This window comes from Streptomyces sp. NPDC087263 (genome assembly GCF_044744645.1).
Lineage (GTDB): Bacteria > Actinomycetota > Actinomycetes > Streptomycetales > Streptomycetaceae > Streptomyces.
Genome location: NZ_JBIUYT010000004.1, coordinates 435,204 through 455,562 on the forward strand (window position 1 = coordinate 435,204; position 20,359 = coordinate 455,562).

A 20,359-nucleotide genomic window follows, 5' to 3' on the forward strand; every position below is an offset into this window, starting at 1 on the left:
CCTTCCGGCGGACGACGCCAAGGTGAGGTCAGGGCCTCGGATCGTCCTTCCCGACCGGGCTGACCAGGCCGATCCCCCGGTACCCACCGGGTGCGCCGGACCCCCCACCTCCCTTTGCGTGCTAGCGGAGCCGACCCATGCTCACGAACCTCAACACCTCGTACACCGACACGCGCGCGGCCGACCTCGCCTGGACCCTGGGGCGCGAGCCGCTGCCCGCGCTCGCCACCCTCGACCTCGAACTCAGCGGGGCGAAACTGCAGTTGAGACTGCTCGGCGCGTCCCACCAGGTACTCCTGGAGGAGGCACGGGGCAGCTGTTCGGAGACCGTCGCGTGCATCCCCGGCAGCAGTACGCCCCTTCCGCTCGGCGTGGCCAAGCGGGTCGGCGACTGGGAGTACGAGTTCGCGGCGCGCGTCGAGACCCTCTCCCATGGTTCCTTCGCGGGCCGTGCCCAGGAGTTGCTGGCCCTGGTCGCCGACCACCCCAACGGCCTCGCCGGCGTCTTCCCGGGGAGCCCCCACGCCTTCACCGCGATGCTGGCCCAGCGATACGAGGGGCAGGTGCACTGGCGTACGTGGCACGCGTACCCACAGGACGGGCAGTTGGTGGCGACGCGGACGAGGGTGGGGGTGCGGGTACCGGCCACGGCGGATCTGCTCAGCGCGTAGCCGCGCCGCCGCTGGGATGGTCCTCGATACCTGCGCGCTGCGGTGGTCCACATCAACTCCGGTCACACCTGAGCGCACCAGTTCCACACGTGTGGGTGACGAGGCGTAGTACCGGTGTGACGTACCGTTCGCAACGTGATCGATCCGCACGCGCCCGCACCCCCAGGCGCGCCCCCTCCCTGGGGTGGCGTCCAGGGCCAGGCGCGGCTGCCCGTCCGCCAGGGCACCGGGCGGTTCCTCGTCCTCGCCGGCGTGTTCGTCTGTGCGGCGTGCGGACTCGTGTACGAACTCGAACTCGTCGCCCTCGCCTCGTACTTGATCGGCGACTCGGTCACCCAGGCCTCCGTGGTCCTCTCCGTCATGGTCTTCGCCATGGGTATCGGCTCCCTGGCCGCGAAGCGGCTGCGCCCCCGCGCCGCGGCCGGCTTCGGCGCGGTCGAGGCGGCGCTCGCCCTGGTCGGCGGCTACAGCGCGATAGCGCTGTACGCGGTGTTCGCGTGGACCGGCGACTGGGGCGGTGCATGGGCGGACGGCTCCCGCTACCTCCTCGTCGCCTTCTCCCTCACCATCGGCCTGCTGATCGGCGCCGAAGTCCCCCTCCTCATGGAGCTGATACAGCGCGTTCGCCGCCAGGACCCCGGCGGCGCGGTGGCGGACCTCTTCGCGGCGGACTACGTGGGCGCACTGGTCGGCGGCCTGGCCTTCCCCTTCCTCCTGCTGCCCTGGCTCGGCCAGTTGACCGGCGCGCTGCTCACCGGCGGGGTGAACGCGGTGGTCGGCGGCGCACTCGTACTCGGCCTGTTCCGCAGGGACCTGACCCGGCGCGCACGCTGGACCCTGGTCGTCGCCAACCTCCTGGTCCTCGGCCTCCTCGCCTCGGCGGCGGTGCTGGTCGACGACTTCGAACGGGCGGCGCGGCACGCGGTGTTCGGGGCGGAGGTGCGGGTCGCGCTGCAGACCGGGGTCCAGGAGGTCGTCCTCACCGGCGGCACCCACGGCCACCCGCTCGACCTCTTCCTCGACGGCCGCCTCCGCGTCAGCGGCCGCGACGAGCGCCGCTACCACGAAGCCCTCGTCCACCCCGCGATGAACGGTCCCCACGCGCGCGTGCTCATCCTCGGCGGCGGCGACGGCCTCGCCGCCCGCGAGGTGCTGCGCTACCCCGGCGTACGCCATGTGGACGAGGTCGAACTCGACGCCGGAGTGGTCCGGCTGGCCCGCCAGGACCCGGCGCTCTCCCGCCTCAACGGGCACGCGTACGACGACCCGCGCGTCCACGTGACGACCGCGGACGCCTTCCACTGGCTGCGCGGCGCCCCCTCGACGTACGACGTGGTGATCTCCGACCTGCCCGACCCCGGTATCACGGCGAGCACGAAGCTGTACTCCCAGGAGTTCTACGGCCTGGTACGCCGTGTTCTGGCCCCCGGCGGCCGTCTCGCCGTCCACGCGGGCCCCGTGACGACCCGCCGCCGGGTCTTCTGGACGATCGACACGACGATCAGGACCGCCGGACTGCGCACCGCGCCCTACCGCGTGGGCGGTCGCGACTCCGGCTTCGCGGCCGGCCCCGACCGCACGGCGGGCGCGTCCCTCGCTCCGCACGACTGGGGGTTCGTCCTGGCCTCCCGTGCGGAGACCTCCGGTACGTCGGTTACGGGTCCGTCCCTGGGCCTGGAGCCGGGCGGGCCGCGCCCGCGCACCCTCACCCCCGCCGCGCTGGCCGCGGACGCGCGTGCGGCCTCCCGCACCCGGATTCCCGGGCTCCCGCCCTCCACGCTGGTGCATCCGCGGTACACCGACTGAGCCGGAGGCGGGGGAATCCCACCTGAATCCCGTCATACGCGGGTGCGGTCCGGGTCGTGCTGGGTAGGCTCGGCCGACATGGAGCATGAGGTGTACGTTCCGGTTCCGGCCGAGCGGCTGCGGGAGGCGCTGGGCGATTCCGCGCTGGTCGCCCGGGCGGTTCCCGGCCTCCAGCAGGACGCGGGGACGCCGCCCGTCTCCGGGCGCCTGAAAGTCCGCTTCGGCGGCCACACGATCACCTATCGCGGCACGCTGTCCGTCGTCGCCCAGGAGGACGGTTCCTACGCCGTCGGGGGCGACGCGACCGAGGCCCGCGGCAGCGGTTCGGTGAAACTCGCGCTCGCCGTGCGGCTGGCTCCCGCCGAAGGCGGTACGACGGTCACCGTCGGCGGTACGGCGTCCGCCGACGGGCGGGTGGCGGAGCTGGCGCCGGAGGCCGTGTCCGCGGCCGTGGTGCGGCTTGTGGAGCGGTTCGTGGAGAACCTGGGGGCTGCTGCGGCGGCTTCTGCGTCGGTGCCCGAGGAGGAGCCGGGTGCGCCGGGTACGGAGGCCGCGCCCGCTCCCTCCGACCTCGACGTCGACATTCCGTCGCCGTCGGTCGAGGACGACCTCGTGGCCGAGGGGTTCGTCGGGGAGCTCGTGGACGAGGAGGAGGACGAGCCGGGTGCGGGGGATCCACTCGACTCCCTTGACTTGATCGACTCTCTCGATTCCCTCGACTCGATTGAGGAGGACTCCATCGCCGAGGCGGCGCACGCGCGTCGGACGATGATCGGCCGCAGCGCGGAGGAGGTCGACCACGCGCCACCTCGCGGGCGGTACGCCCCCGTCCCCGCGCCGGAGACCACCGCCGCCCGCGCCACCCTGCGGTGGGCGGCACCGGCCGCGGCTCTCGCCCTCGCGTCGGCGATCGTCGTGACGCGGGCGTTGCGCAAGCGGCGCTGAGGGCTGGGGTGGTTTTTCGCCCCCTCCGCCCCTGCCCGTCCCCTCCTTCCTGGACTACGCCCCGTTTCCGCCTGTCCGGCGTTTGAGGACGAGCGCGTTCAGCGCGATGCGGGGGTCTGGGGGCGGCAGCCCCCAGGGGCAAGGGACGGGCAGGGGCGGAGGGGGCGAAAAAAACACTTCAGGCCCCCGCCCCAGTAGGGTCAACTCCGTGAGTAACGAAGACATCACGCTGACCGCGGGTGACGCGGAGGTGACCGTGCTGCCGGGGAACGGCGGACGGGTCGGGAGTCTGCGGGTCGGCGGCGTCGAACTGCTACGGCAGGGCGAGCGATTCGGGTGCTTCCCGATGGTCCCGTGGTGCGGAAGGATCCGCGACGGCCGCTTCCTGGACGGCGCCACCGTCCGGCAGATGCCGCTCAGCTCCCCACCGCACGCCATCCACGGCACCGCCCGCGACGGCGCCTGGCGCACCGCCCACACCACCAAGAACGAGGCCGTGATCACGTACGACCTCGTCGCCCCCTGGCCCCACCCGGGCCGCGTCACCCAGGCGTTCGCCCTGACCGAGGACGCCCTCACGCTCAGCATGTCCGTGGAGGCGTACGACTCCTCCTTCCCCGCCCAGATCGGCTGGCACCCCTGGTTCAACCGGAACCTCGGAGACGCGGACGCGCGGGTCGACTTCACTCCTGCCTGGCAGGAGGAGCGGGGCGAGGACCATCTCCCCACCGGACGGCGCATCGAGCCGCTCCCCAGCCCCTGGGACGACTGCTTCGGCATGCCCGACGGAGTCGACGTCACGCTCACCTGGCCCGGGCAGCTGGAGCTGAACATCGCCAGCCGCGAGTCATGGGTCGTCGTGTACGACGAGCAGGAGGCGGCCGTGTGCGTCGAACCGCAGACCGGGCCGCCCAACGGGCTCAACACCCTCCCCCGCCTGGTCACTCCCATCGAGCCGCTGGAGGCGGCCACGACCTGGACCTGGCGGCGCCTCTAAGCTGGCTGCCATGAGTGACGTACGCGACGCGCTGTTGCAGCAGATCAAGGACAAGGCCGTGGTGCACGGCAAGGTGACCCTCTCCTCGGGTCTCGAGGCGGACTACTACGTGGACCTGCGCCGCGTCACGCTGGACGGCGAGGCCGCGCCGCTGGTCGGACAGGTGCTGCTCGACCTCACCGACGGACTCGACTTCGACGCGGTCGGCGGGCTCACCATGGGCGCCGACCCGGTGGCCACGGCCCTGCTGCACGCCGCCGCCGCGCGCGGAAAGCGCCTGGACGCCTTCGTCGTACGCAAGGCCGCCAAGGCGCACGGGATGCAGCGGCGCGTGGAGGGTCCGGAGATCGCGGGCCGGCGTGTACTCGTCGTCGAGGACACCTCCACCACCGGCGGCTCTCCGCTGGAGGCCGTGGCGGCGGTGCGCGAGGCCGGCGCCGAGGTCGTCGGCGTCGCGACCATCGTCGACCGGGCGACGGGCGCCGCCGAGAAGATCGAGGCGGAGGCCGGGGTGCCGTATCTCTTCGCGTACTCGAAGGACGAACTGGGCCTCGACTGAGCACCCCGCCCCCATGCGCACGGCCCGGACCGCGGGTTATCCACAGGATGGACACGATGTCCGGAGCATCTGGGCAAGTCTGGAAAGATGGGGACGACGATGACGTCACCCCCTAGGTCAGGGCCGTAAGCAGCAGAACGCCACCCGCATATACAAGGAGCGGACAGATGCCCATCGCAACCCCCGAGGTCTACGCCGAGATGCTCGACCGGGCGAAGGCAGGCAAGTTCGCCTACCCGGCCATCAACGTGACCTCGTCGCAGACCCTGCACGCTGCGCTGCGCGGCTTCGCGGAGGCGGAGAGCGACGGCATCATCCAGATGTCCACCGGTGGCGCCGAGTTCCTGGGCGGCCAGTACAACAAGGACATGGTGACCGGCGCCGTCGCGCTCGCCGAGTTCGCGCACATCGTCGCCGCCAAGTACGACATCACGGTCGCGCTGCACACGGACCACTGTCCCAAGGACAAGCTGGACACCTACGTCCGTCCGCTGCTCGACATCTCCGCCGAGCGTGTCGCCAAGGGCGAGAACCCGCTGTTCCAGTCACACATGTGGGACGGCTCGGCCGAGACCCTCGCCGACAACCTGGCCATCGGTCAGGAGCTGCTCGCGAAGGCCGCCGCCGCGAAGATCATCCTTGAGGTCGAGATCACCCCGACCGGTGGCGAGGAGGACGGCGTCTCGCACGAGATCAACGACAACCTCTACACCACGGTCGACGACGCGATCCGCACCGCCGAGGCCCTCGGCCTGGGCGAGAAGGGCCGCTACCTGCTCGCCGCGTCCTTCGGCAACGTGCACGGTGTCTACAAGCCGGGCAACGTCGTCCTGCGCCCCGAGCTCCTGAAGGAGCTGAACGAGGGCGTGGCCGCCAAGTTCGGCAAGCCGTCCCCGTTCGACTTCGTCTTCCACGGCGGCTCCGGCTCCTCGGCCGAGGAGATCGCCACCGCGCTGGAGAACGGCGTGGTGAAGATGAACCTCGACACCGACACCCAGTACGCCTTCACGCGCCCCGTCGTGGACCACATGTTCCGCAACTACGACGCGGTCCTGAAGGTCGACGGCGAGGTCGGCACCAAGTCGAAGTACGACCCGCGCACCTGGGGCAAGGCCGCCGAGGCGGGCATGGCCGAGCGCGTGACCGAGGCGTGTGCGGCGCTGCGCTCCACGGGCACCAAGCTGAAGTAACTGCGGATCGAATGCGAATTCGGGCTCGGCACCTGCTCGGTGCCGGGCCTTTCCGTATGCTCCGAAGTATGGCTGCCACCCCGAAGGATCCGCAGTCTCCGCAAGATCCGAGGTCTCCACAAGATCCGAGTTCGCCGAAGCCTTCGCAGTCGCCGCAGTCGTCTCAGTCTCCGCTGGCGAAACCGGCGGAACCGGGCGTCAGGATCTCCAGTCCCACGGGGAAGTGGATCCTGCTGACCACCGTCCTCGGTTCCAGCATGGCCATGCTGGACTCGACGGTCGTCAACGTCGCGCTGCCGCGCATCGGCCGTGACCTGGACGCGGACCTCGCGGCCCTCCAGTGGACCGTGAACGCGTACACGCTGACTCTGGCCGGGCTCATCCTGCTGGGCGGCTCGCTCGGGGACCGCTTCGGACGGCGGAGGGTCTTCGTCATCGGGGTGGTGTGGTTCGCCGTCGCCTCGCTGCTGTGTGGACTGGCCCCCAGTGGGGGAGTCCTGATCGCGGCCCGTGCGCTCCAGGGTATCGGCGGGGCGCTCCTCACCCCCGGTTCGCTCTCGCTGATCCAGGCCTCCTTCCACCCCGACGACCGGGCCAGGGCCGTCGGCCTGTGGTCGGGGTTCGGCGGTGTCGGTGCGGCGGTCGGGCCGTTCCTGGGCGGCTGGCTGGTGGACGGTCCCGGCTGGCGCTGGGTGTTCCTGCTGAACATCCCGGTGGCGCTGGTGTGCGTGCCGATCGCCCTGCGCCATGTCCCCGAGTCCGCGGACGGACGTACCCACCGCGGCTTCGACGTACTGGGCGCGGCCCTCGGCGCGCTGTCGCTGGCACTGGTCACGTACGCCCTGATCGAGGCCCGCAGCGGTTCCGCGCTCGTGTGGGTGACCGCGGTCGCGGGCGTGGCCGCGGGGGTGGCCTTCGTGTACGTCGAGCGGGGCCGCCGCGATCCGATGATGCCGCTGGACATCTTCGCGTCGCGCCAGTTCACGGCGGTCAACGCCGTCACGCTGTGCGTGTACGCGGCCTTCAGCGGCTTCTTCTTCCTGGCCGCACTCCAGCTCCAGGTCGTGGCGGGTTACTCGGCCCTCGGCGCCGGTACGGCGCTGCTGCCCACGACCGTCCTCATGCTGCTGTTCTCCGCCCGCTCGGGCGAGCTCGCCCAGCGCATCGGGCCACGGATTCCGCTCACGGTGGGACCGCTGCTGTGTGCGGCGGGGATGCTGCTGATGCTGCGGGTGGGCGAGGGCGCCTCGTACGTCGCCGATGTGCTTCCCGCGCTGGTGGTGATGGGCCTGGGCATGGTGACGCTGGTCGCGCCGCTGACCGCCACGGTTCTTGCCTCCGTGGACACCGGTCGGGCGGGGCTCGCCAGCGGTATCAACAACGCGGCGGCCCGCGCGGCGGGGCTCATCGCCGTGGCCGCGCTGCCGTTGCTCGCCGGCATGGGATCGGAGGCGTACCGGTCGGCGGACGCCTTCGACTCCGCGTTCCGGCGTGCGATGCCGATGTGTGCCGGGGTGCTTGTCCTCGGTGCGGTGGTCGCTTTCGCGACGGTGCGCCGGCCGGCCCCGGACTGCCGTCGCCCGGAGTGCCGGACGCATGGGTGGGTTACGGCTCCGCCGCTGGAGGCGGGGAAGCGCGCTGTCTAGCCCGTCCGGCGTTCGAGGACGAGCGCCTTCGGCGCGATACGGGGGTCTGGGGGCGGGAGCCTCCAGGAACGAGGGACGGGTAGCGGCGGAGGGGGCGAAAAACTCCGACCCCAGCCCGGCACCGAGTGCCCTCCCTCCCCAGGGGCACAACCCGCGCCCGGGAATGCCGCAGACTGGAGCCCATGACGATTCACGAGAACCTCCTCGGGGGACCGCCCCCGACCCACCTCCCTGATGACCCGGAGCCCCGCGAGCTCCTCGCGAACGGCACGGCCCCCGCAGACGTCGCCGCCAAGTACCCCACCTCCTCCCTCGCCTGGGCGCAGCTCGCCGACGAGGCGTTCGAGCGCGGCAGCGTCGTCGAGTCGTACGCCTACGCCCGTACCGGCTACCACCGAGGCCTGGACTCCCTGCGCCGCAGCGGCTGGAAGGGCCACGGCCCGGTCCCCTGGGAGCACGAGCCGAACCGTGGCTTCCTGCGCGCCCTGCACGGCCTCGCCCGCGCCGCACAGGCGATCGGCGAGCAGGAGGAGTACGAGCGCTGCAGCCAGTTCCTGAAGGACTCCTCCCCGACGGCGGCGCACACGCTGGGCTAGCGCGACCGCGTTTGTGCAGGTCCGCCTGGTGTGACCAGGCGGGCCTTGCGTTTTCGGGGGACGATTGCGGAGGATGCCGGTGGGGACCGGGGCCCCCGTGTCGGAATCGGCAGGGGCGGACCGCTACCCGGAGTACGCATCAGGAGACAGCGATGTCGTCCCAGCAGGCTCAGCCCGCAGAGGCCCACCTCGCCGAGGTCCATCCCACCGAGGTTCATCCCACCGAAGCCCCTCTCGCAGAGGCTCAGGAGCCCGAGACCCCGCATCTCGACTTCCAGGGGACCACCCCGTACGAGGACTACGTACAGGCGGATGTCCTCACCCACCTCCAGCAGACCCGCTCCGACGACCCCGGAGAGATGGTCTTCCTGGTGACCACCCAGGTCATGGAGCTGTGGTTCACGGTCATCGTCCACGAGTGGGAGACGGCGGCGAAGGCGCTCCGCGAGGACCGGGTGCCGGTCGCGGTGGCCGCGCTGAAGCGGTCCGTACGGGAGCTGGAGGCGCTGAACGCGTCCTGGCGGCCCCTCGCGCAGCTCACGCCGGCCCAGTTCAACTCCTACCGCGCCGCCCTCGGCGAGGGCTCCGGCTTCCAGTCCGCGATGTACCGCCGGATGGAGTTCCTGCTCGGCGAGAAGTCCGCGTCCATGCTGGTCCCGCACCGGGGCGCACCGCGCGTCCACGCGGAGCTGGAGAAGGCGCTGCACGAACCGAGCCTGTACGACGAGGTGTTGGGGCTGCTGGCGCGGCGCGGGCATGCGATCCCGGCGGCGGTGCTCACCCGCGATGTGTCCTTGCGCTACGAGTCCTCGCCGGAGGTGGAGGAGGTGTGGACGTCGCTGTACGCGGGCGACGAGGACGCCGAACTCGCCCGTCTCGGCGAGGCGTTGACGGATGTCGCCGAGCTCGTGTGGCGCTGGCGCAACGACCACCTTGTCGCCACGCGCCGTGCGATGGGCGCGAAGACCGGCACGGGCGGCTCCGCCGGGGTCGCCTGGCTGGAGAAGCGGGCGCAGAAGAACGTGTTCCCGGAGCTGTGGACGGCGAGGTCCCATGTCTGAGCCGCGGAGCAGGGCCGAAGAGCTCGACTCCGCCGACGTACCGGCCGGGCTGCGCAGTGTCGCTGAAGGGCTGGGCTCCGCAGAGGAACTGAACAAGTTGCGGAGCAGGGCCGAAGAGCTCGACTCCGCCGACGAACTGGCCGGGCTGCGTGAGCGGTTCGTCCTCGACGACGTGGTGTACCTGGACGGGAACTCGCTCGGCGCGCTGCCCGCGAACGTACCGGGCCACCTCGACGACGTCGTACGCCGTCAGTGGGGCGAGTTGCGGATCCGGTCCTGGGACGAGAGCGGCTGGTGGACGGCGCCGGAGCGGATCGGTGACCGGATCGGGCGGCTGGTCGGGGCGGCGCCCGGCCAGATCGTGGTGGGCGACTCCACAAGTGTCAACGTCTTCAAGGCGGTTGTGGGCGCCGTGCGGCTGGCCGGGGACGACCGGGACGAGATCCTGGTCGACGCGACGACGTTCCCGACGGACGGCTACATCGCCCAGTCGGCCGCGCGTCTGACGGGCCGCACGCTGCGTCCCCTCGCGCCGGGCGAGGTGGTGGACGCGCTGGGCCCTCGTACGGCGGCGGTCCTGCTGAACCACGTCGACTACCGCACCGGTCGGCTGCACGACCTCCCGTCGCTGACCTCCGCGATCCACGCCGCGGGCGCCCTCGCCGTCTGGGACCTGTGCCACAGCGCGGGCGCCCTGCCGGTGGGCCTCGACGCCCACGGGGTCGACCTGGCGGTCGGCTGCACCTACAAGTACCTGAACGGCGGCCCGGGTTCACCGGCGTACCTCTATGTGCGCGAAGAACTCCAGGACCGCTTCGACTCCCCTCTCCCGGGCTGGAACTCGCACGCCGACCCCTTCGGCATGGACCCGTCGTACGCCCCGGCCCCGGGCGCGTTGCGGGGCCGTGTCGGCACCCCGGACATCCTGTCCATGCTGGCCCTGGAGGCGGCCCTGGAGGTGTGGGAGGGCCTCTCCATCGACGCCGTACGCGCCAAGTCCCTCGCCCTGACGGACTTCTTCCTGGAGTGCGTCGCGGCGTACGTTCCCGAGGGCCGATTGGAGCCCCTGACCCCGTCCGCGCACGCGGAGCGCGGGAGCCAGGTGGCCCTGCGGTGCGCGGACGCGGGCGAGGTCATGAAGGGTCTGATCGAGCGGGGGGTCGTCGGCGACTTCCGGCACCCGGACGTCCTTCGGTTCGGTTTCACTCCCTTGTACGTCGGCTTCGCGGATGTGGAGCGGGCGGCGAGGGTGCTCGCGGGGGTCCTGGGATGACCTGCCGGTCACGGGAACGGCGACCGGTTCACCGGAACAGTGACGGTGTCACAGGAACCGCGAGGCGAACTGGGTGAGTCCGGTGACGGCGGCGAGTACGGAGGCGAGTTCGGCGGCGAGTACGGAGGCGAGTACGGCGGTCACGCTGCCGGCTCCCGCCGTCAGGGAGTCCAGCAGGCTCTGTACGACGGTCCGGTTGGGCTGCGGATCCTGAAGCTGGTTGCCCAGCTCCCGCGTTACCTCGCTCAGCCGCTCAGCCGCTCAGCCGCTCAGCCGCTCAGCCGCTCGGCGTCGGGGAGGGCGGCGGCGTGCTGGGTGGGTCACTCGGCGGTGACGTACACCCCGGCCACGGCCGCGGCGACGGCGGCTTCTGCCGCGCGGTCGGCGGCGGCCGGGTCGGGGGCGATCCCCGTGGTGAGCAGGGTGTAGTAGAGCGGCGCCGACACCGCGCGCACGACCAGTGCGGAGTCGGTACCCGGCGGCAACTCCCCCCGGGCCACGCCCTGTTCGACGCAGGGCGCCCACTCCGAGACCCGGACGTCGTAGAACCGCCGCAATGCCTCCGCCGTACGCCCGTCGCCCGTCGCCGCGGCGATGACCGCCCGGAACAGCGCCCCCTGCCGGGGATCGGCGAGCGTCCGCCGTACCAGTGCGGCGTTGGCGCGCAGGTCGCCCAGCACCGACCCGGTCTCCGAACGGGGCAGCGACTGCTCCGCCATGTCGCTCAGCAGATCGGCGACCAGCCCGGTCACGGACCCCCACCGCCGGTACACCGTGGTCTTGCCCACCTCGGCCCGCCGTGCCACATCGGCGAGGTCGAGATGCGCGAAACCCTGCTCGGCGAGTACGTCACCCGCTGCGCGCAGTACGGCCGCACGGACGCGGGCGGTGCGACCTCCGGGGCGTACGGTGCCGGGTTCGGCGGGTTCGGTGAGTTCGGTGGGTTCGTCGGATTCGGTGGGTTCGTCGGATTCGATGGGTTCGGCCGGTTCGTTGGGCTCCGCGGGCACGGCGGGTTCGGCGGACATGGCGGACTCCCTCATGGACATGGTCGCTGCCCGCCAGCGTAACGAAACAGCAGAACCGTTTGGCCTTTACCGACAGTGACATCCCCGTGTCGACGCACGTCACGGGCCTGATAGCGTCCCCGCCAACGGCCGAATTCCCCCCTGGTCCGCCAAATCCGTTTCACCGCTGAGAGGTTGGAGCATGCAGGACGACGCCGCAGCCCGGGACGACGCCGGGCACGCGGGAGCAGGCGACGCCGCCGTGAGCCGCGAGGTGGCCGCGAGCCGCGACGCCGCGGAAGAGGCGTCCGCCTTCTCGCACCCGCCCGTCGACCCCGACGTCACCGTTGCGTACGGCGACCACCCCGACCAGGTGATCGGCCTCTACGCCCCGCGCGAGCCCGATCCCGCCGTCCTCGCCCCCCTCGTGGTCGTCCTGCACGGCGGCGCCTGGCGTGCCCCGTACGACCGCCAACACATCACCCCGTTCGCGGACTTCCTGGCCCGCCGCGGTTTCGCCGTGGCCAACGTCGAGTACCGCCGGGGTGGTGCGGTACCCGGGCAGGGTGGCGCGGTTCCGGTGCAGGGCGGTGCGGTCCCGGCGCGCGGGAGTGAAGTACCCGCGCAGGGTGGTGCGGTCCCCGCTCAGGGTGACGACGCTCCGGTCGCCGGCCGCTGGCCGGACACGTTCGACGACGTGGCGGCCGCGCTCGACGCCCTGCCCGAGCTCGTACGGGAGAAACTGCCGCAGGCCGACCCGCGCCGCATCGTGGTCACGGGCCACTCGGCGGGCGGCCATCTCGCCCTCTGGGTCTCGGCCCGGCACCTCCTGCCGGCCGACGCCCCCTGGTACACGGACCGCCCGGCCCCCCTGCGCGGAGTCGTCGCCCTCGCCCCGATCGCCGACTTCCAGGTCGCCGAGAAACTCGACGTGTGCGGTGGGGCGGTGCGCCAACTCCTCGGCGAGGAGGGCAGGTTCGCGGAACGCCTGCCGTACGCCGATCCCGCGCGCCTTCTTCCCACCGGCATCGCCACGACCCTCGTACAGGGCCGTACCGACATCGTCGTCCCGCAGGCGGTCGCCGAGTCGTACGCCGACGCGGCCGCGAAGGCGGGCGAGGTCGTCGGCCTGACGCTCCTTGAGGACGTCGGGCACTTCCCGCTGATCGATCCGGCGGCGGACGCGTGCGCGGTGGTGGCCGAGGAGATCGCCCAACTGGCTTGGTGACGGCTGGCATGAACCATCCACGTGCCAAGATCGAACCTCAGCAGTCGCAGCAAGCCCCAGCAAGCCCCAGCAAGTCGCCGTAAGTCGTTGTAAGTCGCAGCGAGTCGAAGCAAGCCCCCGGGATAACTGCGCGGCACGCGTTTGGCTGCCCGGTCATACCCCTAATACCTGAGAGCTACCTCCCAAGTGAGCTCCCTGGCGGGACGCCGACGACACGTGATGATCCGTAACTTCCCATCCAGTGGCGCCTGATGAGCGGGCGTACGGGAGGGAAGATCTGCATGAGGTTCGAGGCAAAGGAGAGTATGGCGGGCAGAGGGGTATCGCCTGCGGAGTCGGGGGCGGAGATAGGGCTGGAGTCGGAGTTAGGGCCGGGGCCGGAGTCGGGGTCGATGCCGATGTCGATGTCCGTGCCTGTCGTGGTGCCGGTGGTGGCGGGGCCGACGCCCGGTGGGCGTGCCGGACGAGTGGTCCGGCGGCTGCGCCGCACCCTGCTCGCCGCGCTGGTCATGGGTGCCGTCGTCCTCCCCGTGGCCGCCGCGGCTGCCCGGCCGCGGATCCCCGCCCCGGCGCCCGCGGCGCTCGCCCCCGTGACGGCATCGACGCTGGATGGGGCGTACGCGGCCAACGCTGCGAACGCCGCGGAGGCGGCCCGAATGGCCGCGGACCGTGGCGACAGCACCCGAGCCGCCGCGGACCGGGCCATGGCCGACTCCTCCCGCCACTTCCTCTCCTTCGACGGCCGGGGCCCGGGCCAGGCCGTTGAGGTGTTCGGCGACCTCGCCGAGGCGGACCGCGTCGCGATCCTGGTCCCGGGCTCCGACACCACACTGGAGACGTACGGCCGGTTCCGCGCCGGAGCCCTCGCCCTGCACGAGCGCCTCGGCCCGCGTACGGCCGTCGTCGCCTGGCTCGGCTATGAGGCACCCCGCACGGTGAGCACCACGGTGCTGACCACAGACCGGGCCGACGCCGCGGCCCCGCGCCTGAAAGCGTTCATACGCGAACTGCGCGGCGTCGTCAGCGAGAAGACGGCCGTCTCTCTGCTCTGCCACTCCTACGGCACGGTGGTCTGCGGACGTGCGGCGCAGGGCCTGGACGTGGACGACATCGTGCTCGTCGGCAGCCCGGGCACCGGCGTGGACTCGGTCGCGGCACTGCATACGTCCGCCCGCGTCTGGGCTGCCCGCGGCGCCGACGACTGGATAGCGGGCGTCCCGCACACGCGCGCCGACGTCTTCGGCACGATCATCGGTTTCGGCACCGACCCGGTCTCTCCGGACTACGGCGCCCATGTCTTCGCGGCGGGCAGCGTCGGCCACAGCGACTACTTCACACCGGGCTCGGTGTCCCTGGACAACCTCGCCCGAATCGTCCTCGGCGACACCTTGGAGGTAACCCGTGCGTGAGTCACACCCGGCGGACCTGTTGAATCCCGCGCACTTGTTGCATCCATTGAACCCATCGCATCCATCGCATCTATCGAACCCGTCGAACCCGTCGAACACGGCGCATTCGTCGCACCCGCACGTCATGCGAACTGCCGGGCCCGGCACCGATATACGGGCGGCGGCGGCAGCGCACGGCACCAGCACCGGCGCCCGTCGCCGTCGCATCGACGAGGCGACCCCCGTTGAGCGGGACCGCGCTGTCGACGCCCTGCGCGTCCTCGCGATCGTCGGTGTCGTACTCGGCCACTGGCTGGTGACGGCCCTGGTCGCGGACGGCGGCGCGCTGCGCGCGGCGAGCCCGTTGCAGCACATGCCCTGGCTGGCCCCCCTCTCTTGGGCTTTCCAGACGCTCGCCGTGTTCTTCCTGGTGGGCGGCCATGTGGCCACCAAGGGCTACGCGTCGGCGCGGGCCCGTGGCACGACGTACGGACAGTGGCTGCGCGCCCGCCTGACCCGCCTCTTCAAACCGGCGGCGCTGGTGCTGGCCCTCTGGACGGTGGCCGCGGCCTGTCTGCTTGCATCGGGCACGGACTTCGAGACGGTCCATACGCTGGTGAAGCTGGCGCTGTCCCCGCTCTGGTTCCTCCTGGTCTTCGCGGGACTGACCGCGGCGACGCCCCTGTTGACGCGGCTCAACCCGCTGTGGCCGCTGGCCGTCGTTCTCCATGTGGATCTCATTCGCTTCGGATTCGGCGGTCCGGCCTGGCTCGGCTGGGTGAACGTCGCGGCGGGCTGGCTGGTGCCGTTCACGCTGGGCGCGGCCTGGACGCGCGGTGAGGTGGACAGTCGGCGCGCGGGCTGGGTGCTGTTCGGCTGCGGGACGGCGGCGACCGCGGGGCTGGTGATGGGGGCGGGATACCCGGCGTCGATGGTCGGTGTCCCGGGCGCCGCGGTCTCCAACCTGAACCCGCCGACGCTGGCCGTCGTCACCTTCGGGCTGGCCCAGTGCGGTCTCGCCCTGCTGCTGAGGGGGCCGCTGCGCCGGTGGATGAGGCGCCCCGCTGTCTGGGCGGCGGTGGCACTCGCCAATCTCTCCGCGATGACGATATTTCTGTGGCACCAGACCTCCCTGATGGCGGTCACCGCCCTGGGCCTCCTCGCGGGCCGGCTCCCCGGCCTGCACACCGTCCCCGACAACCTCGGCTGGGTGGCGGCCCGTCTCGCCTGGCTCCCCGTCTTCGCCCTCGCCCTCGCCGTCTGCTGCTCCGCCTTTCGTATCTACGAACAGGGCCCCCGCCGTCGCACCGGCGGACCCTCCCGAGTCGTCCGCGTCCACCGCCGCCCTTGCTCCGCCGGAGTGAAGTCGGTTCCCCGTGCCTAGGGTTGACCCCGTGAACGGGGCGATCGACAACGGCATCACGCGCGCCGAAGACTCCGCCCCGCCACCTCCCTCGATCGAGCAGGTGGTCGCGCAACGACTCCGAGCAATGCTGCGGATCTTGTTGGAGGACGGGGGAAACGTCGCCCGGCTGCCGTTGCCGCCGCTGTCGCGGCCCCGGCGGCTGCGGTGGTTCCCGCATGTCGTGGTCATCGTGGCCGCGGTCGTCGCGAGCGTCGCCAACACGGACCAGATGACCACCGGCTACGGCGTGAGCCCGGAGCTTGGTGTGCTGACCGCGCTGGCCCAGGGCATCGGCGTGGGGCTCGTGCTGTGGCGGCCCGTTCCGGCCTGGTGGCTCTCGCTGGTCGCCACGTTCGTGGCCGCCGAGGCCGCACGCCCCGGCCTGACCTTGAACCCGGCGGGCAACCATCACGAGAGCGACGTCTCCTGGCCATGGGGTGGGCCCGGCATCATCGCCCACGCGATCGTGCTGTTCCTGCTCGCCCTACGGGTGCCCACCCGGGTGGCCTTGGAGGCACTGGCCTTCACCGCGTTGCTGACGTACGTCTTCCAGGGACTCCTCGGCGCCGTGTCGTACTCCTCGACGGGCGTGCCGGCGGTCCTCGTCTTCGCCGCCGTCGTCCTCCTCGGCACCGCCCTCCATGGCCGCCGCGAGGCCCGCAACCAGCTCGTCGAGCAGGCCTCGCTGACCGCCGAAGAGCGGGCCCGCCGCACGCTGTTGGAGGAACGCAGCCGTATCGCGCGAGAGCTGCACGACGTGGTCGCCCACCACATGTCGGTGATCTCCATCCAGGCCCAGGTCGCCCCGCACCTCGTCGAGAACCCGCCACAGGAGCTCAGGGAGAACCTGGAGGGAATCAGGCAGAACGCCCTGGAGGCACTCACCGAGCTGCGCCGCGTCCTTGGCGTGCTGCGCTCGGAGAACCCGGAGGACCCGTACGGCCTCGGGGCCGGCACCGGCGCCACCCCGAACTCCCCGCAGCCCACGCTCGACCGCCTTGACGCCCTCGTCGAGAACACCCGTGCCGCCGGCCTGGCAGTGACCACCGAGATCACCGGCGAGCAACTGCCCCTCCCGCCAGGTGTGGAACTGTCCGCGTACCGGATCATCCAGGAGGCCCTCAGCAACGCCCTGCGGCACGCTCCCGGTTCGGTGGTCCGCGTCGAGCTCTGCCACTTCCCCCGTGGACTCCAGGTACGGGTCATCAACTCCAGACCCGAGCGCCCGGCGCCGCCGTCACCGGGCGCGGGCCACGGTCTGCTCGGCATGCGCGAGCGCGCCGCGATGCTCGGCGGCACCCTCATGACCTCGGAGACCTCGCACGGCGGCTTCGTGGTGGCAGCCTTCTTGCCTCGCGGCGACGGCGCGAATCCCGACGCCGCGAACCCTGACGCCTCCGCCGTTGCGAACTCCACAGCCACCACGGCCATAGCGAAGTCCACGGGCACCACGGGCACCACAGCCATCACAGCCACCACGCCCATCGCGGCCGTCAAGAACTCCACAGGCACTCCAAGCACCGCAGATTCCACAGGCACCGCAAGCACCACAGGTTCCACAGACTTCGCAGGAGAAGAGAACCCATGACGAGCAGCGGCACCATTCGCGTACTGATCGCCGACGACCAGCAGATGGTCCGGCAGGGCTTCACCGTGCTGCTCAACACCCAGCCCGACATCGAGGTGGTCGGCCAGGCGGTCGACGGCCTGGACGCGATTGCCCAGGTCGCCGAACTCACCCCGGACGTCGTCCTGATGGACATCCGCATGCCCGAGCTCGGCGGCATCGACGCCACCAGACGCATCACCGACGAGACACCCCGGATCAAGGTGCTGGTGCTCACCACCTTCGACCTCGACGAGTACGTGTACGACGCCCTGCGCGCCGGTGCCTCCGGGTTCCTGCTCAAGGACGCGTCCGCGGACCAGCTCGCCGAGGCGGTACGGGTGGTCGCGGCCGGCGACGCCCTGCTCGCGCCCGGGATCACCCGCCGCCTCATCGCCGAGTTCTCCCGGCTCGACTCCACACCCCGCTCCCCGCTCAAACAGCGCGTGGGCGAACTGACCGAGCGCGAGACGGAGGTCCTCGCCCACATCGCCCAAGGCCTGTCGAACGCGGAGATCGCCGAGCGCCTCGTCGTCGCCGAACAGACCGTGAAAACCCACGTGGGCCGCATCCTGGTAAAGCTCGGCCTGCGCGACCGCACCCAGGCGGCGGTCTTCGCCTACGAGTCAGGACTGGTACGCCCGTCCGGCTATTGAGCCGCGACTGTCCAGCCCGCTATCCCTTCAGCTCCCCTCTGCCTCCGAGGCTTCCCTCCGCTTCCCTCCGCCTCCTCCGCTTCCCTCCGCCTCCTCCGCGTCCCTCCGTCCCCTCCGCCTCCTCCGCTCTCCTCCGTCGTACGCACCGCAGCGATACCCGTAGTACCTGAGACGGACCCCGAAGGACCCTCCTCCCTGGTGACGACCGCGACCCCGCAGTCGGCCTACCTTTTCAATGTGACCGAGACGACCCAGACGCAGATGACGCCGCCGGGCAGGGCAAAGCCGCGCAGCCCGGAGTTCCGGCTGGCCGCGGACGCCCTGCGCGGGCTGCGGCAGGACCTGTTCCATGACGCCTTCGCCTACCGTCCGCTGCCGCGCATGCGGGTGGACGGCCCACTCACCCGACGGCTACCGACGGGCATACGGAAGTACGCGGCCTGGACCCCGCACGCCGTGGTGGCGGTGGCCGGACTGTTCGCGATGTCCATCGCGGACGCGGACAGCAGCGGAGGCGGCAGCATCGCGACGCTGGTGTGCACCCTCCTCGCCCTGTTCCCGGTCCTGCTGACGCTGGTCCGGCCGGTCGGTGCCTTCTGGTTCTCGTTCGCGGCGACGCCGGTAGCCGGCCTCTTCGGCGACAGGTGGAGCGACTGGCCGTGGTTGCCGGGCAGCTTCGCCACCCACCTGGTGGTGCTGACGGTCGTGGCGCTGCGGACGAGGCCGCGCACCGCAGGATGGATGTGGACGCTGACGGCGGCGTACGGGATCGTCGCCGAGACCTTCTTCCACGGGGGCTACTACATCGGCACCAACACCGTGCCGCTCCTCTTCGTCTCCGCCGTGGCTCTCCTGGTCGTCACTGTCCTTCATGTACGTCGGGATGCCCAGCAGGAGGTGACCGCCCATCAGTCGGAGACGGCGCACGAGCGTTCCCGGCGCACCCTTCTCGAAGAGCGCACGACGATCGCCCGCGAGCTGCACGACGTGGTAGCCCACCACATGTCGGTGGTAGCGATCCAGGCCGAGGCCGCCCCCTACCGGGTGGAGAACCCGCCGCCCGAGTTGGAGCAGGCCTTCGTCACGATCCGGGAGAACGCGGTGGCGGCCCTGACCGAGCTGCGCCGCGTGCTCGGTGTCGTCCGGGCGGAGGACTACGAGGCGCCGGACGCCCCCCAGCCCACCCTCGCCGACCTCGACGCGCTCCTCGCCAATGTGCGGGACGCGGGCCTGACCGTCGACAAGGTGGTCACCGGCGCGGTGCGCGGGCTCCCGCAGGGCGTCGAGCTGTCGGCGTACCGCATAGTCCAGGAGGCCCTCAGCAACGCCCTGCGGCACGCGCCGGGCGCGGCGGCCCGCGTCGAGATCGGCTACGTCCTCGGCGGGCTCGGCCTGCGCATAGTCAACGGCCCCGCACCGACGACGAGCCTGGCGAAGTCGTCGCACGGCGCGGGGCACGGCATCACCGGCATGCGCGAGCGCGTCACGATGCTGGACGGCGAGATGACGGCGGGCGAGACGGACGACGGGGGATATGAGGTGGCGGTGTTCCTGCCGGTGCCCGCGACGGCGGAGGAGACAGGATGACGAGCGGCACAGGCGACACCAGGGGCTCGATTCGGGTGCTGATCGCCGATGACCAGGTGATGGTCCGCGAGGGCTTCTCCGTGCTGCTCGGCGCGATGCCGGACATCGAGGTGGTCGGCGAGGCGGTCAACGGCCGGGACGCGGTCGAGCGGGTCCGCGAGCTTGCCCCGGACGTCGTGCTGATGGACATCCGGATGCCGGAGATGAACGGGATCGAGGCGACCCGGGAGATCGTCGCGGCGGACGACGCCGCGAAGGTGCTGGTCCTGACGACGTTCGACCTCGACGAGTACGTGTACCAGGCGCTGCGTGCGGGAGCCTCGGGCTTCCTCCTCAAGGACGCCTCGGCGCGCCAGCTCGCCGACGGGGTGCGGGTGGTGGCGGCCGGGGAGGCGCTGCTCGCCCCCTCCGTGACCAGGAGGTTGATCACCGAGTTCGCCAAGCTCGCGGATGCGCCCAGGCTCTCGGCCACGGCGCAGGCGGCGTACGGCGACCTCACCGACCGGGAGACGGAGGTGCTCGTCCTGATCGCGCAGGGCCTGTCGAACGCCGAGATCGCGACGCGGCTGTTCGTCGCCGAGTCCACGATCAAGACCCATGTGAGCCGGATCCTGGTGAAGCTGGGTCTGCGGGACCGTACGCAGGCGGCGGTGTTCGCGTATGAGGCACGGCTGGTCACGCCCAGGTGATCGGGGGGTGCGTGCGGTGGTCCGATAAGGGCTGTCGGTGGAGACGGCC

Annotated in this window: 18 protein-coding genes; 17 read left to right on the forward strand and 1 reads right to left on the reverse strand. The window is 71.5% G+C overall.

Annotated features, from left to right (window positions below; genetic code table 11):
• Positions 1-137 precede the first annotated feature (137 nt).
• The 10 genes from ACIPC1_RS15305 (at position 138) to kynU (ending at position 10,744) form a co-directional block, all read left to right on the forward strand.
• The gene (locus tag ACIPC1_RS15305) at positions 138-671 is read left to right on the forward strand and encodes a DUF2617 family protein (RefSeq protein ID WP_402516996.1); all 534 of its coding nucleotides are present in this window, start codon (positions 138-140) and stop codon (positions 669-671) included.
• Between the two features lie 135 nt (positions 672-806).
• A complete protein-coding gene (locus ACIPC1_RS15310) occupies positions 807-2,477 on the forward strand; it encodes a polyamine aminopropyltransferase (RefSeq protein WP_402516997.1) in 1,671 nt (556 codons plus the stop codon).
• Between the two features lie 78 nt (positions 2,478-2,555).
• On the forward strand, positions 2,556-3,422 hold the full coding sequence (locus tag ACIPC1_RS15315; RefSeq protein WP_402516999.1) for an SRPBCC family protein: 867 nt from the start codon (positions 2,556-2,558) through the stop codon (positions 3,420-3,422).
• Positions 3,423-3,630: 208 nt separating this feature from the next.
• Positions 3,631-4,419: an aldose 1-epimerase gene (locus tag ACIPC1_RS15320; protein WP_402517000.1), complete on the forward strand. Its 789-nt coding sequence runs from the start codon at positions 3,631-3,633 to the stop codon at positions 4,417-4,419.
• A 10-nt stretch (positions 4,420-4,429) separates the two neighbouring features.
• Positions 4,430-4,978 carry an orotate phosphoribosyltransferase gene (gene pyrE / locus ACIPC1_RS15325; RefSeq protein ID WP_384381428.1) on the forward strand — a complete coding sequence of 183 codons (549 nt, stop codon included), beginning with the start codon at positions 4,430-4,432 and terminating at the stop codon, positions 4,976-4,978.
• Between the two features lie 167 nt (positions 4,979-5,145).
• Positions 5,146-6,168, forward strand: coding sequence for a class II fructose-bisphosphate aldolase (gene fbaA / locus ACIPC1_RS15330; protein ID WP_402517002.1), 1,023 nt, complete (start codon positions 5,146-5,148; stop codon positions 6,166-6,168).
• A 257-nt stretch (positions 6,169-6,425) separates the two neighbouring features.
• Positions 6,426-7,814: an MFS transporter gene (locus ACIPC1_RS15335; RefSeq protein ID WP_402517004.1), complete on the forward strand. Its 1,389-nt coding sequence runs from the start codon at positions 6,426-6,428 to the stop codon at positions 7,812-7,814.
• A 182-nt stretch (positions 7,815-7,996) separates the two neighbouring features.
• Positions 7,997-8,410 (forward strand): DUF3151 domain-containing protein, encoded by a 414-nt coding sequence (locus ACIPC1_RS15340; protein ID WP_402517007.1) that lies wholly within the window; start codon positions 7,997-7,999, stop codon positions 8,408-8,410.
• A 152-nt stretch (positions 8,411-8,562) separates the two neighbouring features.
• Positions 8,563-9,471, forward strand: coding sequence for a tryptophan 2,3-dioxygenase family protein (locus ACIPC1_RS15345; protein ID WP_402517009.1), 909 nt, complete (start codon positions 8,563-8,565; stop codon positions 9,469-9,471).
• Entirely contained in the window at positions 9,464-10,744 is a 1,281-nt protein-coding gene (gene kynU / locus ACIPC1_RS15350; protein ID WP_402517011.1) for a kynureninase, read from the forward strand. Before ACIPC1_RS15345 ends, kynU begins: the two co-directional genes overlap by 8 nt.
• Positions 10,745-11,064: 320 nt before the next feature.
• Here the strand turns inward: kynU and ACIPC1_RS15355 are convergent, their stop codons facing one another.
• Positions 11,065-11,772 carry a TetR/AcrR family transcriptional regulator gene (locus ACIPC1_RS15355; protein WP_402517014.1) on the reverse strand — a complete coding sequence of 236 codons (708 nt, stop codon included), beginning with the start codon at positions 11,770-11,772 and terminating at the stop codon, positions 11,065-11,067.
• Between the two features lie 181 nt (positions 11,773-11,953).
• Here ACIPC1_RS15355 and ACIPC1_RS15360 point away from each other — a divergent pair, with 181 nt between their 5' ends.
• The 7 genes from ACIPC1_RS15360 (at position 11,954) to ACIPC1_RS15390 (ending at position 20,310) form a co-directional block, all read left to right on the forward strand.
• Positions 11,954-12,979 (forward strand): alpha/beta hydrolase, encoded by a 1,026-nt coding sequence (locus ACIPC1_RS15360; RefSeq protein WP_402517016.1) that lies wholly within the window; start codon positions 11,954-11,956, stop codon positions 12,977-12,979.
• Positions 12,980-13,383: 404 nt separating this feature from the next.
• A complete protein-coding gene (locus tag ACIPC1_RS15365) occupies positions 13,384-14,388 on the forward strand; it encodes an alpha/beta hydrolase (RefSeq protein ID WP_402517017.1) in 1,005 nt (334 codons plus the stop codon).
• Between the two features lie 124 nt (positions 14,389-14,512).
• Positions 14,513-15,751: an acyltransferase gene (locus tag ACIPC1_RS15370; protein WP_402517019.1), complete on the forward strand. Its 1,239-nt coding sequence runs from the start codon at positions 14,513-14,515 to the stop codon at positions 15,749-15,751.
• A 106-nt stretch (positions 15,752-15,857) separates the two neighbouring features.
• Positions 15,858-17,360: a sensor histidine kinase gene (locus ACIPC1_RS15375; protein ID WP_402517638.1), complete on the forward strand. Its 1,503-nt coding sequence runs from the start codon at positions 15,858-15,860 to the stop codon at positions 17,358-17,360.
• A complete protein-coding gene (locus ACIPC1_RS15380; protein ID WP_384381408.1) occupies positions 17,357-18,034 on the forward strand; it encodes a response regulator in 678 nt (225 codons plus the stop codon). The genes ACIPC1_RS15375 and ACIPC1_RS15380 overlap by 4 nt, the downstream gene beginning before the upstream one ends.
• 237 nt (positions 18,035-18,271) lie before the next feature.
• Positions 18,272-19,621: a sensor histidine kinase gene (locus tag ACIPC1_RS15385; protein ID WP_402517022.1), complete on the forward strand. Its 1,350-nt coding sequence runs from the start codon at positions 18,272-18,274 to the stop codon at positions 19,619-19,621.
• Positions 19,618-20,310, forward strand: coding sequence for a response regulator (locus ACIPC1_RS15390; RefSeq protein ID WP_402517024.1), 693 nt, complete (start codon positions 19,618-19,620; stop codon positions 20,308-20,310). Before ACIPC1_RS15385 ends, ACIPC1_RS15390 begins: the two co-directional genes overlap by 4 nt.
• Positions 20,311-20,359 lie beyond the last annotated feature (49 nt).

Excerpts from the sequence above, each read along its gene's own strand:
- ACIPC1_RS15365 (WP_402517017.1), top strand. The coding sequence starts at position 13,384 with ATGTCCGTGCCTGTCGTGGTGCCGGTGGTGGCGGGGCCGACGCCCGGT.
- ACIPC1_RS15360 (WP_402517016.1), top strand. The coding sequence starts at position 11,954 with ATGCAGGACGACGCCGCAGCCCGGGACGACGCCGGGCACGCGGGAGCA.
- ACIPC1_RS15305 (WP_402516996.1), top strand. The coding sequence starts at position 138 with ATGCTCACGAACCTCAACACCTCGTACACCGACACGCGCGCGGCCGAC.
- ACIPC1_RS15340 (WP_402517007.1), top strand. The coding sequence starts at position 7,997 with ATGACGATTCACGAGAACCTCCTCGGGGGACCGCCCCCGACCCACCTC.
- ACIPC1_RS15380 (WP_384381408.1), top strand. The coding sequence starts at position 17,357 with ATGACGAGCAGCGGCACCATTCGCGTACTGATCGCCGACGACCAGCAG.
- ACIPC1_RS15315 (WP_402516999.1), top strand. The coding sequence starts at position 2,556 with ATGGAGCATGAGGTGTACGTTCCGGTTCCGGCCGAGCGGCTGCGGGAG.
- kynU (WP_402517011.1), top strand. The coding sequence starts at position 9,464 with ATGTCTGAGCCGCGGAGCAGGGCCGAAGAGCTCGACTCCGCCGACGTA.
- ACIPC1_RS15335 (WP_402517004.1), top strand. The coding sequence starts at position 6,426 with ATGGCCATGCTGGACTCGACGGTCGTCAACGTCGCGCTGCCGCGCATC.
- fbaA (WP_402517002.1), top strand. The coding sequence starts at position 5,146 with ATGCCCATCGCAACCCCCGAGGTCTACGCCGAGATGCTCGACCGGGCG.
- ACIPC1_RS15375 (WP_402517638.1), top strand. The coding sequence starts at position 15,858 with ATGCTGCGGATCTTGTTGGAGGACGGGGGAAACGTCGCCCGGCTGCCG.
- pyrE (WP_384381428.1), top strand. The coding sequence starts at position 4,430 with ATGAGTGACGTACGCGACGCGCTGTTGCAGCAGATCAAGGACAAGGCC.
- ACIPC1_RS15390 (WP_402517024.1), top strand. The coding sequence starts at position 19,618 with ATGACGAGCGGCACAGGCGACACCAGGGGCTCGATTCGGGTGCTGATC.
- ACIPC1_RS15355 (WP_402517014.1), bottom strand. The coding sequence starts at position 11,772 with ATGTCCGCCGAACCCGCCGTGCCCGCGGAGCCCAACGAACCGGCCGAA.
- ACIPC1_RS15345 (WP_402517009.1), top strand. The coding sequence starts at position 8,563 with ATGTCGTCCCAGCAGGCTCAGCCCGCAGAGGCCCACCTCGCCGAGGTC.
- ACIPC1_RS15370 (WP_402517019.1), top strand. The coding sequence starts at position 14,513 with ATGCGAACTGCCGGGCCCGGCACCGATATACGGGCGGCGGCGGCAGCG.